The organism is Microcoleus sp. K4-B3 (assembly GCF_036704615.1).
In the GTDB taxonomy this organism is placed as follows: Bacteria; Cyanobacteriota; Cyanobacteriia; order Cyanobacteriales; family Microcoleaceae; genus Microcoleus.
Genome location: NZ_JAUBSF010000108.1, coordinates 3633 through 19873 on the forward strand (window position 1 = coordinate 3633; position 16241 = coordinate 19873).

General features: G+C 47.0%; 12 protein-coding genes. 5 read left to right on the top strand and 7 right to left on the bottom strand.

Going from position 1 to position 16241, the window contains the following annotated elements; genetic code table 11:
* The 4 genes from QUA78_RS28400 to QUA78_RS28415 form a co-directional block, all read right to left on the bottom strand.
* Nucleotides 1-2215 (bottom strand): DUF4347 domain-containing protein (locus QUA78_RS28400; RefSeq protein WP_333399152.1); only part of this gene is annotated, 2215 nt, incomplete at its 3' end.
* A gap of 1056 nt (nt 2216-3271) precedes the next feature.
* Nucleotides 3272-5395: a prolyl oligopeptidase family serine peptidase gene (locus tag QUA78_RS28405; protein WP_333304878.1), complete on the bottom strand. Its 2124-nt coding sequence runs from the start codon at nt 5393-5395 to the stop codon at nt 3272-3274.
* 125 nt (nt 5396-5520) lie between these two features.
* The gene (gene recR, locus QUA78_RS28410) at nt 5521-6114 is read right to left on the bottom strand and encodes a recombination mediator RecR (RefSeq protein ID WP_172187730.1); all 594 of its coding nucleotides are present in this window, start codon (nt 6112-6114) and stop codon (nt 5521-5523) included.
* Between the two features lie 153 nt (nt 6115-6267).
* Entirely contained in the window at nt 6268-6636 is a 369-nt protein-coding gene (locus tag QUA78_RS28415; RefSeq protein WP_333304879.1) for a translation initiation factor, read from the bottom strand.
* A 223-nt stretch (nt 6637-6859) separates the two neighbouring features.
* Here QUA78_RS28415 and QUA78_RS28420 point away from each other — a divergent pair, with 223 nt between their 5' ends.
* Nucleotides 6860-7102, top strand: coding sequence for a hypothetical protein (locus QUA78_RS28420; RefSeq protein WP_333304881.1), 243 nt, complete (start codon nt 6860-6862; stop codon nt 7100-7102).
* A gap of 363 nt (nt 7103-7465) precedes the next feature.
* Here the strand turns inward: QUA78_RS28420 and QUA78_RS28425 are convergent, their stop codons facing one another.
* Nucleotides 7466-7588, bottom strand: coding sequence for a hypothetical protein (locus QUA78_RS28425; RefSeq protein ID WP_333304883.1), 123 nt, complete (start codon nt 7586-7588; stop codon nt 7466-7468).
* Between the two features lie 15 nt (nt 7589-7603).
* On the opposite strand from QUA78_RS28425, the gene trpB reads away from it, so the two are divergent.
* The 3 genes from trpB (at nt 7604) to QUA78_RS28440 (ending at nt 10231) form a co-directional block, all read left to right on the top strand.
* On the top strand, nt 7604-8842 hold the full coding sequence (trpB, locus tag QUA78_RS28430; RefSeq protein ID WP_333304885.1) for a tryptophan synthase subunit beta: 1239 nt from the start codon (nt 7604-7606) through the stop codon (nt 8840-8842).
* A gap of 69 nt (nt 8843-8911) precedes the next feature.
* Nucleotides 8912-9418: a CAP domain-containing protein gene (locus tag QUA78_RS28435; protein WP_333304887.1), complete on the top strand. Its 507-nt coding sequence runs from the start codon at nt 8912-8914 to the stop codon at nt 9416-9418.
* Between the two features lie 180 nt (nt 9419-9598).
* Nucleotides 9599-10231, top strand: coding sequence for a ribonuclease D (locus QUA78_RS28440; protein WP_333304889.1), 633 nt, complete (start codon nt 9599-9601; stop codon nt 10229-10231).
* A 415-nt stretch (nt 10232-10646) separates the two neighbouring features.
* Here the strand turns inward: QUA78_RS28440 and QUA78_RS28445 are convergent, their stop codons facing one another.
* Together QUA78_RS28445 and QUA78_RS28450 are read right to left on the bottom strand one after the other, a co-directional pair.
* Complete coding sequence (locus QUA78_RS28445; RefSeq protein ID WP_333304891.1) at nt 10647-11714, bottom strand: hypothetical protein; 1068 nt, start codon at nt 11712-11714, stop codon at nt 10647-10649.
* Between the two features lie 603 nt (nt 11715-12317).
* Nucleotides 12318-13499, bottom strand: a complete 1182-nt coding sequence (locus QUA78_RS28450; RefSeq protein WP_333304892.1) for a HetZ-related protein 2 — start codon at nt 13497-13499, stop codon at nt 12318-12320.
* A 167-nt stretch (nt 13500-13666) separates the two neighbouring features.
* Here QUA78_RS28450 and glyS point away from each other — a divergent pair, with 167 nt between their 5' ends.
* A complete protein-coding gene (glyS, locus tag QUA78_RS28455; RefSeq protein ID WP_333399153.1) occupies nt 13667-15847 on the top strand; it encodes a glycine--tRNA ligase subunit beta in 2181 nt (726 codons plus the stop codon).
* Nucleotides 15848-16241 lie beyond the last annotated feature (394 nt).

The following is a 16241-nucleotide window of genomic DNA, read 5'->3' on the forward strand; positions in this document are numbered from 1 at the left end:
CTGTCGAAATTGTGTAAGTAACTCTTTCACCTGGTGCTGCTGCCGCAGTCCCGCTTTTGGTGGTAACGAGGTCGGCACTAGGTGTCAGAGGTGTGGTGAATGTAGCTTCGTTGTTGCCCGGAGTCGGGTCAGCGGTAGTTGAGGTACTTCTGGCGGTGTTGCTGACGCTGCCGGATGCAGGTGCGATGAAGCTGACTGTGTTGTTGACGGTGACACCGCTGGCTAAGCTGGTAGCTGGCCCGAAGGTGACAATACCTGTAGCGGGATCGTAGACACCGCCGTTGGAGGGGATTACTCCTGTTAAGCCGGGAATGATGCTGTCGGTAACGGTGACGTTTTCGGCTGTGCTTGGCCCGTTGTTGACTGTCGAAATTGTGTAAGTAACTCTTTCACCTGGTGCTGCTGCCGCAGTCCCGCTTTTGGTGGTAACGAGGTCGGCAAGAGCAGCAACAATTGTAGTTGAGACTTGAGAGATTGGTTGGGAACTATTGTTGTTAGCTAGATTTGGGTCGAAAGTGCTGGATGTGCTATAGGCCGTGTTAGTTAAGGGAGCGCTGACTGTTGGGGAAACTGTGGCGGTGATGGTGCGGGTTTCGCTAGCACCGTTAGCCAGAGTCGGAATCGCCGGCCAGATGACCGTCCTCGTTGTGGGGTTGAAAGTACCGCCGTTGTCAGTGCTGAGGAAAGTTAAGCCCTCTGGGAGCGGATCTTGAATCAGGACGCTTTCGGCGCTGTTTGGCCCGTTATTTGTGGAGGTAATCGTATAGGTAATGGTGCTATTGGGTATGGCATAGAGCGGGCCTTTTTTAACAATGGAAACGTCGGCTACGAGTGTAGGGGGATCTAGACTTTCGACGATGACATTATTAACTTCGTGAATGTTTGTATTTCCCCCTGTCGAAGCAGCAAACCCAAATTTAAAAGTACGTGGCACTGTTCCGTTTACGGTTGCCAAATTTGGTATGTCGATCAGTGTTTCGCCCGGATCAAAGATGCCATTGGTGTTTAAGTCGAAGGCAACTGTCAGACGGTTAGGAGATATTATTGAATTGGCCGGGAATAATGTAATTTGGACGCTTCTTTTAGCAGCAGTGCGAGTGGTTGTATCTTTATTATCTATGCCAATGGCAATGGAAGTGCTTGTTAAAAAATTATAAGATGTGCTTTGGCTGCCTCTAAGTCCTAATGAATCCGGCCGCTGCCCGGGGCCGCCCACACGCCCTCCCACTCCTCCTTGAGGGAGAGAAAAATTGCCAAACTCGTCTAATCCGACACCTAAATAACCTCCTACAATACCAAGTGAAGCGGGACTATTATTATTCTGAGCATAGCCGAGAGAGCCACCATATCCTCCCGCTTCTGTTGGCCTAGCTGTTCCGTCAATGAGGAAAAAACTAATGCCATCGGCACCAAGAAGGGAACCATCCCCTTGAGAAGGGACAGTACCTCTGTTATAGGCAAAGAAATCAAAAGTAACTTTCAGACCCTCAGTGGCAGAGATTGGGTTGTCGTAGATTACAAAAGCTGCTTGTGTAAATTCATTTGATGTTAATCTCAAAGTACCTGTTCCGGGTGGATCGCCAGTCCCTAAAGCGGGAATAACGCCGCTGCTGTTGGGTGTACTACCTGCGGTTAAGCCTGGGTTATCTGTAAGGGTGTTGCCAACTCCATATATCCAAGGCCCGATTACTGTGGGATTCTTAAATTCTTCAGCAGCTAAGGTAGCTAGGACTGATGTATAGCCTTCTAGGACTTCTTTTTCAAAGGCTAATTCGGTATTTATTTGTCCTGTAGTAATTTCTAATTCCCAGTCGCCACCTAGCGCTGCACTGCCTGTTAGGTTGTTGGAAGCGGCAATATTTGCTCCCGTTAGTTCGCTGAGTTTTTGTATGAATTTAATGCCGGATTCGCCGGCGGCTACGTTACAGCCGTAAAGCAGAATGTTGCCTTGCTCGCTAAGGACTTTTCGCCATTGCTGCAATTGGTGGCTGTAGGTTTCTAGATTATCAATATTAAGTTCTGTTGAGCCGATTTCTACTGCTGCTTCTCGGCCGTGAGAAACTATGTGCAGGCTGGTGATGCTGCTGCGCTGACCCAAAATTTCGGTGATTTGCTCGATCGCCCCCCTGGTTGGATTGAGTACAAATACTTCGGTTCCAGCTTTGAGACCACCGATCAATTGTTCGTAGTTTTCTACTCGGGAGTCAACAATCACTAGAGATTTTTTTGCTTCACGCTCTGCTGTAGAGCTTGCTTTTTTAAAAAAGAAGTTTTTTTTAGTGGCAATATTCGTAGATTTAGGTATTTTTACGGCAGAAAAATTCGGCAGATGGGAGATCATTTTCATTATTCCCTGATTTAGTTATTTGTTTTAGCCTACCCACCTTGAGAAAATTCTATAAACACCAAAATATAAATTTTCCATAAATTATTTTTATAGAAATAATTTAATACTTACGTATTTTTTTGAGATTTTAACAAAGAATTGGACGAGGACTGCTGCGGGCGATCGCAGGTCGCTAAGAGGACAAATCACCCCAACTCCTACGCAAGCGTTTTCTGGCTTTGACTGCGCTAGTCAGTTCTTTTTATTGGAGAAGAAGCCATGCCAGAACCTTGATATTTCGATCGCCCTTTATACAAAATCCGGATTAAAAACCCCCTTTATTCTTGAGTTATTCTCACAGCGGACGACAGTTGGTGTTAGATCGGTTTCAACCACCAAGTTTTATAAAGGGGTTTTTAATCCGGATTTTGTATTACTTACGCCTTGCTGAAAAAAGTCAGTGATTTCGGTAACGCGACGGTACTCAGTACGGTTGTAAGTGTTACTTTTTATTGAACATTCACAGTAAATCCACTGAAAAAATCAGTTTCCGAGAATTGGAAAATTTTTAATTTGAGATTCAATTTACTGCTGTTGCCTTTTGACATCGCCACAAAACTCAGTTACTGAAGCAATATCAAAAAAATATCGGAACGACTACTAAAACATAAAAAATTAACATAATGTAAGACAAGTTAATATAAGTGGGAGTTGACAAATTGCACCAATCTATGATTTCACTTATTGGGTGTTCGCAGCCAAAAGCAGTGAAGCGATCGCAGGATTTGAGAATTGAACGCGAGATTTGCCCAAAAAATTCTTTCAAATACTAGGGTGAGGTGGTTTGTGCTGCGTGCGTACCCTACGGGAGAGGCGGAAAAATAGAGGGTGGCGCGATCGCACTTTCTCCGACTGCGCCACCCTCAATTCCGCACTTTTTAAACGTTAGTTAATATCGAGTTCCCGCACTAAAAAAGCCCATTCATCTGCCAATTCTTCAATGATTTTCGCAGTGGGTTTGCCGGCACCGTGTCCCGCTTTGGTTTCAATGCGAATTAACACCGGTTTTTCTCCCGCATGGGTTTCTTGCAAAGCAGAAGCAAATTTGAAACTGTGGGCAGGAACTACTCTATCGTCATGATCGGCAGTTGTAATCATTGTCGCCGGATAAGCCGTTCCCGGTTTGAGGTTGTGCAACGGAGAATAGCCGCGAATTGTGGAAAATTCTTCGGGATTTTCCGGCGAACCGTATTCAGAAGTCCAAGCCCAACCAATGGTAAATTTGTGGAAGCGCAACATATCCATGACGCCGACTGCCGGCAGTGCTGCACCGAACAATTCCGGTCGCTGAGTCATGCAAGCTCCCACTAATAAACCGCCGTTACTGCCGCCTGCGATCGCCAATTTAGCCGGTTTGGTGTACTTGTTTTCGATCAACCATTCAGCGGCACTGATAAAGTCATCAAACACGTTTTGCTTGTTCAACTTTGTGCCTGCTTGGTGCCATGATTCGCCGTACTCGCCGCCTCCCCGCAAACAGGCGATCGCATAAACTCCGCCCATCTCCAACCACACGACATTGCTAACAGAAAAACTCGGAGTCAGCGAGATGCCAAAACCACCGTAACCGTACAGGTATGTGGGGTTGTTGCCATCAAATTGCAAGCCTTTCTTGTGGGTGATAAACATGGGTACTTGCGTACCGTCTTTACTCGGGTAAAATACTTGTTTTGTTTCGTAATCCTCGGGATTAAAATCTACTTTTGGTTGCCGATAAATCGTACTTTCATCTGTCACCATATTGTAGTGGTAGATGATGTTAGGTGCAGTGAAACTGGTGTAAGCATAAAAAGTTTCGGTGTCGTGCCGCTTGCCGCCAAATCCTCCCGCCGAACCGATTCCGGGCAAGGCAACTTCTCGCACGAAAGAGCCGTCTAAGTTGAAGATTTTAATCTGGGTGTAGGCGTCTTTCAAGTAGGAAGCGACAAATTGATTGTTCAGGAGACCAATGCCTTCGAGAGTTTCTGCTGCTTCGGGGATAATTTCTGTGAATCCCCCCTGAATCCCTCCTTTGCAGGGGGATTCAGGGGCGGTTTCATCACCAGCGAGGGATAAAGGAGGTGGGTTGTTGGTGTCGATCGCAATTATGCGGCCCAGCGGTGCATTCAAGTCTGTTTGAAGCCAGAAAAGAGAGCCTTCATTGTCGATGAAACTGTACTCTGCCTCGAATTCGCTAATCAGTTCTACAACGGTTGATTCCGGTGCCGTTAAATCCTTGTAGAAAATCAAGTTTTTCGTTTCCGTTCCCTGCCAAACAGAGATAATTAAGTAACGACCATCTTCGGTGACGCCGCCGCTAAATCCCCACTCTTTCTGGTCTAATCGCTCGTAGATTAATATGTCTTCACATTGCGGCGTGCCGATTTGGTGGTAAAACAGTTTTTGGTAATAGTTAACGTCTTCTAGTTTGGTTTTTTCGTTGGGTTCGTCGTAGCGGCTGTAAAAAAAGCCTTTACCGTCGTGAGTCCAGGATGCTCCTGAAAATTTAATCCACTTTAAATGGTCTGATAAATCTTCGCCGGTTGCCACATCGCGGACTTTCCATTCCTGCCAGTCTGAGCCGGAAGTTGACAAACCGTAGGCCATAAGTTTGCCGTCTTCGCTGATAGCTACCCCGCCCAAAGCAACGGTTCCGTCTTCCGAGAGAGTGTTGGGGTCAATTAATACTTTGGGTTCGCCGTCGAGGGATGTCAAAGTGTAGAGTACGGATTGATTTTGCAGGCCGTCATTCTTGTAGTAGAAATAGCGATCGCCTTCTTTGAAAGGTATGCCGTATTTCTCGTAATCCCAAAGTTGAGTCAGGCGCTGTTTTATTTTTTCCCGCGCCGGAATTTCGTTGAGGTAGGCAAAAGTGACTGCGTTTTGGGCTTCCACCCAAGCTTGGGTTTCCTCAGAGTCGGGATTTTCCAGCCACCTGTAGGGGTCTGATACTTTGACGCCGTGGTAGTCGTCTGTTTGGTCGATTTTGCGGGTTGTGGGGTAGGTGAAAGGTCGATCGAATTTAGCCATGATTTTTCACTATCGGTAACTTAGTTTAGTGTAGCCTTATTATCTGTTGTTAGTCCGCTGTTAGTTCGCGCAGGCGGACTTCGTTTGCGCAAGATCGGTTTCAGCCGCCGAATAATATTGAATAACTAATCCAACTCCCTCCTTCCTTCCAAAGCGCGAGCCAATGTAACTTCATCGGCATATTCCAAATCTCCCCCCATCGGCAAACCAAAAGCTATGCGCGTCACTAGGGTAAAAGGTTTTAATAAGTGACCGATATAAAGAGTAGTAGTTTCGCCTTCCACGCTGGGACTAATAGCAATAATTACTTCCTTAATCTTTTGCTGGCTGACGCGCCGGACTAATGGTTGAATGTTCAATTGTTCCGGGCCAATTCCATCCATCGGCGAGATAACGCCGCCAACAACGTGATATTTGCCCATATATTCCCGCGTTTTTTCTAAAGCGATTACGTCGCGGGATTCTGACACTACACAAATGGTATGACTGTCGCGGTTGGTATTGCGGCAAATTTCGCAAACAGGGTCAGCAGATAAGTGAAAGCATACTTGACAGAAACCTACTTGCTGTTTGGCATCAATCAAAGATTTAGCTAGGGCTTGCACTTCTTCTTCCGGTCGCTTCAAAATATGTAAAGCTAAACGCTGGGCTGTTTTTGGGCCGACTCCGGGCAAGCGCTGCAATTGTTCGATTAAACGAGCTAAAGGTCGAGTGTACATTAAAAATTGGCGGTAATTGGTAATATCATTTCTGGTTGATTCGCGATCGTATAATTTGCGCGATGTAGGGGCGGGTTTTACCAACCATCTATGTTGAAAACTAAGTATATCATAAACCCGCCCCCCCCCATGCACTGATGACTATGGACTAATTTACCCTCCACTAATTTTAGCTTTATAGCCTAATTTTGTGATAATTTCTAGCAGTTTTTGCTTGTGTTCGCCTTGAATTTCGATTTCATTTTCCTTGACAGTGCCGCCAGTACCGCATTGGGCTTTTAGCTGTTTGGCTAGAGTTGCTAAAGTTTCGGGTTTTCCCTGAAAGCCGCTGATGATTGTAACTGTTTTGCCGCCGCGTCCTTTTCGGGATGCTTCGATTTTGAGGTTTTGTTGATTTGGGGGGACTTCTTGTATTCCTCGTTCGAGGGAGGCGGAGTTGTCAACATTGCCAAATTCGGAGTAAACAATTCGTTTTCCTGATTGGTTATTGGAATTGGAATTTTTGGGCTTTGATGTACTCATAGTAGTTTGGTGTTTGGAGTTAGGCTGGGTAGCCGATGAGTCCGGCAGTCCGGCAGGGTTGAAACCCCCGCCTCATAGCGAAAGTCCTCGGTCGAGGACTGTAGGATGTGTTTGAGAATGGTTGATTTAGATGAGTTTTCAGGGAAGATAATCTATGAGATTTACAGTTGGTTTTGCAGAGATTGTACTTGATATTAGCAGTCAGTTTTAACTGACTTTAGCTATGAAACAGGTAATTCATTCCCTAGCGGGCTTAAGGACGATCGCACATTTCCCGGTTTTGATTGAATTATATCGTTTAAGGTTGTTTTTGGAGGATTTAACCGCAGAGGGTGCTGAGGGCGCTGAGGAAGAGATGAGAGGGATGGATAATTCGGATCTTAAGGGATTTGATTTGAGCGGGAGATTTAATTTTATCTACAATAGTGGACGCAGTGCGACCAAAGAAATCGGGTTTTTTACCTGATCTGCGCGCTGCAACGAAATCTTCTCGTAAAAACCCGGTTTCTGACCACCCTTGCGTAAATCCTAATCTCGTAAGTGCGATCGGATGCAAGCGTAAAAAACCCGACTTCTTCAAGGAGTCGGGTTTCTAAGTTTTTCATGTTTCCATTCAATTAGTTTCCCCAGCGAGTGGGGAGATAACGAAAGAAAGTCCTAAAGAAGCTAAAGATAGAGCAATGTTTCCATTCAATTAGTTTCCCCAACGAGTGGGGAGGCTTCCATAATACACCCCATACAGCGCAACGTGTCCAAAGGCAATTTGCGAGCACTCCCAAAAATGTCTGTACAAATAGTCTCTCACCCACCGAAAAAATCGCTGAAACCCTTACAGGACAATATATCGAAGGCTCAAACGAACTTCCGCCATCCCAGCAATTTCTTGCAGCCCTCGCGATCGCACCCGATCGCCCACAGCCCCATCGACTAGATATAATAAAATCTGTCCCATTATCCCCACAAGTTTGTGACTGTCACCCCCCTGCATCTCACTCCCGAAACCAGCGCCCAACGCCCCGACTCCCTCGGCAGATTCGGCAAATTCGGCGGCAAATACGTCCCCGAAACCCTGATGCCGGCTTTATTTGAACTAGAAGCCGCTTTCCACAAATACAGCAGCGAACCAGAATTTCAACAGCAACTCCAACAATTGCTCAAAGATTATGTCGGCCGCCCCAGCCCTTTGTATTTTGCCGAACGCCTCACCGAGCACTACGCTAAAGCAGACGGAACTGGCCCGCAAATTTATCTCAAACGCGAAGATTTAAACCACACCGGAGCTCACAAAATCAACAACGCTTTAGCTCAAGCATTGCTCGCAAAACGCATGGGCAAAAAGCGGGTAATTGCTGAAACTGGTGCCGGTCAACACGGCGTTGCTACCGCCACAGTTTGCGCTCGTTTTGGGATAGAATGCGTTGTCTACATGGGCGTTCACGACATGGAAAGACAGGCTTTAAATGTGTTTAGAATGCGCTTGATGGGAGCCGAAGTGCGGCCGGTGGCGGCAGGTACGGGAACGCTGAAAGATGCGACTTCCGAAGCGATTCGCGATTGGGTGACAAATGTGGAGACAACTCATTACATTCTTGGTTCCGTAGCAGGCCCCCATCCTTACCCGATGATGGTACGCGATTTCCATGCGATAATCGGCCAAGAAACGCGGGTTCAGTGTCAGGAAAAGTGGGGTGGTTTGCCGGATATTTTATTAGCTTGCGTCGGCGGCGGTTCTAATGCAATGGGTCTTTTCCACGAGTTTGTCGGGGAAGAAACTGTCAGATTGATCGGTGTTGAAGCGGCGGGCGAAGGTGTGGATACTGACAAACACGCTGCTACTTTGACTAAAGGAAGTGTGGGAGTTCTGCACGGGGCGATGAGTTATTTGCTGCAAGATAATGAAGGCCAAGTGATTGAGCCGCATTCGATTAGTGCGGGTTTGGATTATCCGGGCGTGGGGCCGGAACACAGTTATTTGAAGGATGCCGGCAGAGCTGAATATTATAGCGTAACTGATGCAGAAGCGCTGGGAGCATTTCAGCGACTTTCGCAGTTGGAGGGGATTATTCCGGCTTTGGAAACTGCTCACGCGATCGCCTATTTAGAGACTCTGTGTCCGCAGCTAACAGGCAATCCGCGGATTGTGCTTAACTGTTCGGGACGCGGCGACAAAGACGTGAACACTGTGGCGAAAGTTCTAAATATCTAGTTTGGCGGAATGTGGGGCGATCGCTCTGTAGGAATCGGTAACAACTAACTTTATTTCTCGTTTGATTTCATGTCCAAAGGTTTGATGTTCATGTGCTTGGGATTGTTGACAATCCTGCCTAAGTGTGACACGTTTATTCCGGTGCGATCGCTGCCACAAACTCCCATGAATACTAATGTTGCTTCGAGTGCTATTACTGACTTAGAAAAAGCGGTTAACCAACAGATCAATCAATACCGAGCATCTAAAAAGTTGCCGCCGCTGAGTATCGATCCGCGAATGACTCAGATAGCAAGAATTCACAGCGAAAATATGGCTAACGGTAAAGTACGTTTCAGCCACGATGGATTTGAAGGGCGGGCGAAGGCAATTACTATTCCTTATCAAAGTGTAGCTGAAAACGTTGCTTACAATTTCGGCTTCAGCGACCCGGTACGCAATGCTGTTGAGGGTTGGATTAAAAGTGAGGGCCATCGCAAGAATATGGAAGGTCAGTTTAATGTGACCGGTATTGGGGTTGCAAAAAATGCCAAAGGCGAGTATTATTTTACTCAGCTTTTTGTTCGCAGCCGATAAGCTGAAGGAAGAAGGAAAAACGAAGTTCGGCAACGGATTCGCTCGACGGATGTAACGGATGTAACGGATGTAACGGATGTCAGGAAGAGGGAAGAGAGAAGAGGGCAGTCAACAGTCAACAGTCAACAGTCAACAGTCAACAGTTAACAGTCAACAGTCAACAGTCAACAGTTACCAATAATGGAATTTCCAGATTTTCAAGTGTGCGATCGTGATATTCCCGATTCTCTCTTATCTTATTATTTGACTGCTCCGGCGATCGCCGTTGATACGGAAACAATGGGTTTGCTACCGTGGCGCGATCGCTTGTGTTTGGTTCAGTTGTGCGATCCGCAAGGTAAAGTTGCGGCGGTGCGGATTGCTAAAGGCCAGACTGCGGCGCCCAACTTAAAAAAGCTAATGGAAGCTGAAAATATTGAGAAGGTATTTCACTTTGCGCGCTTCGATCTGGCAACAATGCGTTACAATTTAAGTATTGACATTGCACCTGTTTTCTGCACAAAGCTAGCGAGCAAACTGGCGAGAACTTACACGAACAAACACGGACTTAAAGACTTAATCCAAGAATTGGAAAAAGTAGAACTAAACAAAACTTCTCAAAGTTCTGACTGGGGAAATTCCGAGCATCTTTCAGACGAGCAACTGAGCTACGCTGCTAACGATGTCCGCTATTTGCTGAGCGCTAAACAAAAGTTGACTGCTATGTTGCAGCGAGAAGAACGCTGGGAAATTGCACAGCAATGTTTTCAGTGTTTGCCAGTTTTTGTGAGTTTGGATTTATTGCAGTACAACAATGTTTTCGAGCACGGCTAATACCATTTTAGATTTTAGATTTTAGATTTTAGATTGGGAATGACTGATGACTACCAGGGTTTAGAGCACGAGAATACAGTTGCACTCTTTTTTGGAACTGGTATAATATTCTGTCACCTCGCAGAACTGCCATCAAATTGGTTTGTAGTGAAGACTTGAGTTATCATAAAACTCGCTCGGACTTGAGTCCTCACTACAAACGTAATTATTATTATTATTTGACCGAAAGCATCCAGGATACAAGCCCCCGGATTCATCCGTCCAGAAATAAAAAACCTGTTTCCGATGAAACTTGCCCCCCGAATTTATCCGTGGGGTCAATGCTTCAATCTAAAATCTAAAATCTAAAATCTAAAATCGATTGACCGGACTTGATGTGAGTTAAAGAAAATTCAAAACAGCGATCTATGGTTGATTAGGGCTGCTCGGGATTGTGTTCGTGCATCAAAGCTTCAATTTGGTCGTCAAGATTTCTAATCACCTGTTCCAAAGCCGGCAACCCCTCTAAAGGCACAGGAGAAAGCCGAGTTCGATCGCGAATTTGATTCACTTTCCGCTGCAATTCTTCGGCCAGCCGCAGCGCATCCCGACTCAAAGTAGACAACTGCTGCTGCTGGTAAAACCTCAAAGCTGCCCCCCGCAATACTTGCAGCGTGGCTTCTTCCTTGCCGCCCACGGCCATTACCCGCAAGCGCAACAGCAAATGAGTGTTTTGATATATGCGTTCAACTTCGACTTGTTTGGGCTGTTCTACCGCGCAAACAGGCATATCCGTCAGCCGCTTCAACTCGTCGATGACCTCTTGGAACAGGACGATATCGATACCTTCTAGCATCGATTTCAAAACGCCGTCTTGACTCCAAAGAATGCGGCCTTTGGACTGGTGCCGCTCAAAAAACAAGCGGCCGATACCCTCTCGCAGCACTCTACCGAGTAATTCTTGCAGCAGTTGGGGCGCGGGCAAAGTTGCCAAAACTTCGACTGGGCTTGACAAGTGCAAGGCATTGACATTCAAAACCGATAGCTGTGTCGGCGTCGGGGAAACCTCAGCGCCAGCAGGTTTAAACCGCTCGCGAGCGGGCATTGAGGGTTCGGGCCCAGACAGCAGCGTTTCTGCTTTGGGGCGTGAAGTTGCTGGTGCGGGATTTTTGGGTGTTGGGGCTGCTGCGGTTTCTGTCTGGCTGGGTTCTCTGAGCTGGCTCCCGTGGAGCAAGTAAGCTGAGAGCATCGAGCGCTGAGTTTCCGAGGCAATTGGCTCTGTTGTGACTGAGCAATTCATGTAAGCTAAAATCCGCTGCACGTAGTCCAAGGCGGAATCATCTTGGGCATCAACTACGCCCAGTTTAAAGAGATTACCTTCTAGAGATAAAGGCAAAACTTGATAGTAAAGGCAAGCTTCAAAGGGGACAACTGTGTCGATTAGGTGAAAGATTCGATCGGAGTCCATTGTAGCTGCCGAGTCTGTTGAAGATGTATGTACCATTAGCTGCTATGTAGTTGGAAGCGCGATCGAGCGCGACGCACCAACCTGATGCGATAAATTTAAACGCTGCAACTTCCCTGACGGAGGAATTGGTCTAACAACCGGAAGCTTTTATGAAATAAAAATCCTTAGTCCCCGAATTTTCTCCCTTCTCTATTGCAGCCTCAAATTCTACCAAAAGATGGAGAACTAGATGATGACAGGCGCAGTCTAGACCAACTATCATCGATCGCGGGAGATTGCTTCCCGTGGCTGGCAACGACAGAATTATGTCTTTAATGCGCAAGTATTATAGATGCACCCCAACCGAGATTTACGGGCAACCGCTGAATTTAGGATTGGTTAAAAAACCCTAAAAAGTCGATCGTGCTGCTAGTATCTTAGCCCAGAGAGTTGACTGCGATCGGAGACGATCGCGATCGTCACGCCAGGGCTACGATATCCCGATCGATCTAACCTGATTTGATACAAGGGGCATCGCGCGGTTTTCCACGGGGAAACTCGCAGCACTCGGTGGCTGTTTGGGAATTGATTTGTAGCGCGGATTCTGAAAAATGCTACCGCCAATTAACCACGAGCAATTGCCTGCCACCCATTATCAATCTACTCGTTGCGGAGCGATTGAGCTGCTAAATAGAGTTTGCTCCACTCGCCGATGACTTGATTGGTTTTCAGCTTTAATTCAGATGCGATCGTCTCTACACTTTTCCCTGCTTTCAACGATTCTAGCAACTGCCGCTGCACCGGCGTCAGGTCTTGTAAATATTGCTGCCACTGAGCCGGAGTCAAGCCCAAACTGTGTTCTTGGAGCGAAGTTTCCAGCCAGCTAGCGACTAATTCCGGTGCTTGTTTGACCGCAAAAACCCGAATCGCGTGGTAACTGACTTTTTCTCGCAAGCGGTAAATTTGCTTGATTGGAACCTTCAAATCCTCGGCAATTGCCTCTTGGGAACGACCTTGCAGGTAAAGCCGCAGCCACCGGGAAGCTAGCGGATCGACTTCAGCGGCCAAGTAATTCTCAAATTCTTGTTGGACAATCTGCCGCTGAGTTTGCTGCTCTTCCCAAGCTTGATTTTCTCGATACTCGGACATTGCCTGCTCGTCTAGCAGGCTGAGCGGTTCGTCTGTATCGTCGGGTAGAACCTGTTCCGACACCAGCCGCACCCAGTCTCCAGCAGGCACTTGCGTCAACCCGCCCCGCTGGGAACGCCGGAGGTAGTTGACAAAACGGTACACCAGCAACGGCTGGTTGCGGATCGGCCGCAAGCAGTATTCTTCTGTGCTCGCTAGCAACAAAGCATTTCGCAGGCGTCTGTCTGATGTGCATTCGGCAATCCAGGCGACTTGCAGCTGCAGGTAGCGATCGGAATTGAGCATTTCCTGAATCACTTCTTGCAGTACCTCCACCGCACTCCGCTGTCTGTCGCGACTCAGGGAAACCCATGCTTGGATTTTTTGCCGGAGCACCACTAAACCGCCGAGCCGCCCGATCAAGTTGCGGTAAGCTTTTTCTGGCGGTACTCCCAGATACCGAGAAAGCAAAATTCGATATAAAAAGTCGATCGCGCCGGAGGCGACGGTTAGCTGAGCCGGAGCAAGAGTGTCAAATCTTTCTGGCCTGTCTCCCAACAGCCAGCGGACAACGCTCTCGCGAGTGCTAGAACTCTCATCCGGGCAATCTTGTTCAAGTCGCGACTTCCAATCTTGTGCCAGTCTTTCCGCCAAGGTCATGAGCTGTTGAGCTATTTGTCTTTCACCCCCGATTTTACGTGGTATGCTGATCATTTGATTCTTTTTTGGATCTAATAGGACTTGCGCATCGCTAAAATAATTCTGTATTTGGGTTATCGCGATCGCAATTGCAGGTTTTTTTTAACTGGCGATCGGTAACTTTTGTAATGATTGAACGGGCAGATTAATTGCCTATTGACACAAACACCTAAAACTGTTATATGGCTAACTTTTTATTAGAACTCGGTACGGAAGAATTGCCCGCATCTTTTGTCAGAGGCAGCGCCGAGCAGTGGCAGCGACTTGTACCTGCAAGTCTGGCAGAACAATCCTTGACAAATGACTCAATTAATGTATACGCTACTCCGAGGCGTTTGGCCGTTCTGGTGAAAGGACTGCCAGTTCAGCAATTAGATAGAGAAGAAGAGGTAAAAGGGCCGCCGGCGAGTTCCGCTTTTAAAGATGGCAAACCGACGAAAGCAGCGGAAGGTTTTGCGAAAAAGCAGGGCGTAGAAATTGATGCTTTGGAAGTTCGCGCTACCGATAAAGGCGATTTTGTTTTTGTGCTCAAAAAGATTCCGGGGCGGATGAGTGCGGATATTTTGACAGAACTTGTGCCGCAGTGGATTAATAAGTTAGAAGGCAAAAGATTTATGCGGTGGGCTGACGGAGATTTGAAGTTTCCGCGCCCGATTCGATCGATGGTGGCACTGTTTGATGATACTGTACTGCCAATTACATTGGTGAGCGGTTCGGATACGGTCAAGAGCGCTCGAATTTCCCAAGGACACCGGGTGTTATACACCCCCCCTACACCCCCCCTTGGCAAGGGGGGGACGGGGGGGGTCTCGATTCCGCAAGCCGAGGATTATGTCGAGTGTCTGCGGGCTGCTTGCGTGGAGGTCGATCGAACCCAGCGCAAAACTCAAATTAAAGCACAAGTAGAAGCCGCAGCAACAAAACAAGGCGGTTACGCCGACATTACCGAAGATTTGTTAGAAGAAGTCACCGACTTAGTAGAATGGCCGAACGCAGTTGTCGGGAAATTTGACGACGAATTTTTGATATTGCCGCCGGAAGTAATCACCACAATTATTGTCACAAACCAGCGGTATTTTCCAATTCTCAAAAGCCCTGATTATCCGGAACTGCTGCCCTATTTCATTACAATTTCCAACGGCGACCCGGCTAAAGCCGCGATTATTGCCGCCGGTAACGAGCGAGTAGTGCGGGCGAGATTGGCAGACGGTCAGTTTTTCTACAAAGCAGACTTGGTAAAGCCTCTAGAGGATTATTTGCCCAAGTTGGAAAAAGTTACTTTCCAGGAAGATTTGGGGACTGTGCGCGCAAAAGTCGATCGGCTGTGCAAGATTGCCAGCCTCATCGCAAATCAACTGCAAATCACAGGCGAAGAACAAGCTTACATAGCAAGAGCAGCCTTACTTTGCAAAGCCGACCTCGTAACCCAAATGGTTTACGAACTTCCCGAAATGCAAGGAATCATGGGGCAGAAATACGCCTTAGCAAGTGGCGAACCGGAAGCAGTAGCCACAGCGATTTTTGAACATTATTTGCCCAAAGGCGCTGGCGATAATTTGCCGCAAACTCTGACAGGTCAAGTTGTCGGAATAGCAGACAAATTAGATACATTAGTCAGCATCTTCGGCTTGGGAATGTTGCCGACTGGTTCATCGGATCCCTTCGCTTTGCGCCGCGCAGCCAATGCAATCACTAACATTATTTGGGCGGCTCAGTTGCCAATCAATTTGCACCAGTTGCTTGCAGAAGTTGTTGCCGAATTTACCGCAGTGCGCCCGGAAACATCGGCGGAGTTGCTGGATCAGTTATACGAGTTTTTCTTACAAAGAATTCGGACTTTATTGCAAGAAGAAAAGAATGTAGATTATGATTTGGTAAATGCAGTTTTGGGAGAAAACGACCCAGAATATACTGAACGAGCATTGAGAGATTTGTTGGACGCACTGGAAAGAGCGCTTTTTCTGCAACAAATCCGCAATAACCAGACTTTGGATCTGATTTACGAAACAGTCAACCGTTCAACTCGTTTGGCGGCTCAAGGTGATTTGGATAAAATAGAATTGGAACCGAAAACGGCGGTGAAACCGGAGTTATTTCAAAAGTCGTCTGAACAAGCTTTTTACGATGCAGTAGTGCAGTTAGTGCCGCAAACGCTGCTATCCAAACAAACTCGGAATTACCAGCAGTTGGTAGATAGTTTGACTGAGATTGCTCCGACTGTCAGCAACTTTTTCGACGGGCCAGAAAGCGTTTTGGTGATGGACTCTGACCCGGAAATTAAGCAAAATCGGTTGAATTTACTGGGGTTGCTGCGGAATCACGCGCGGGTGTTGGCTGACTTTGGGGCGATCGTAAAAGGTTAGAATTTACAATATTTGAGTCCCCCGGGGATGGAAAACCTCCTTTTTATTCCGCCGGTAATTTAAACCCCCGTCTCAAAGCGAAACTCCTCTTAAGAGGACTGAAACCCTGATATACCATACTTTTCAGTCATTTTTAACTGACTTTAGCTGTTAGACAGGGGTTTTCAACCCCTGGCGGGCGTGGGGGCAAACGGGCGGGCTATTCCTGAAGGGTGCGTGGGGCCGATAGGCTATTTTTATTAAACAACAGTTAGACGTGAGCTAGATATTGACCTAAATCATTGCCAAAGTTGCAAAAGCAGGGAAGGTATTAACAATGAATAAGCTGTTAAACATCTAAACTGCATTAACTAAGTTGCCTTTATTTTTTATCTTTCGGTTCCATTTCATAATT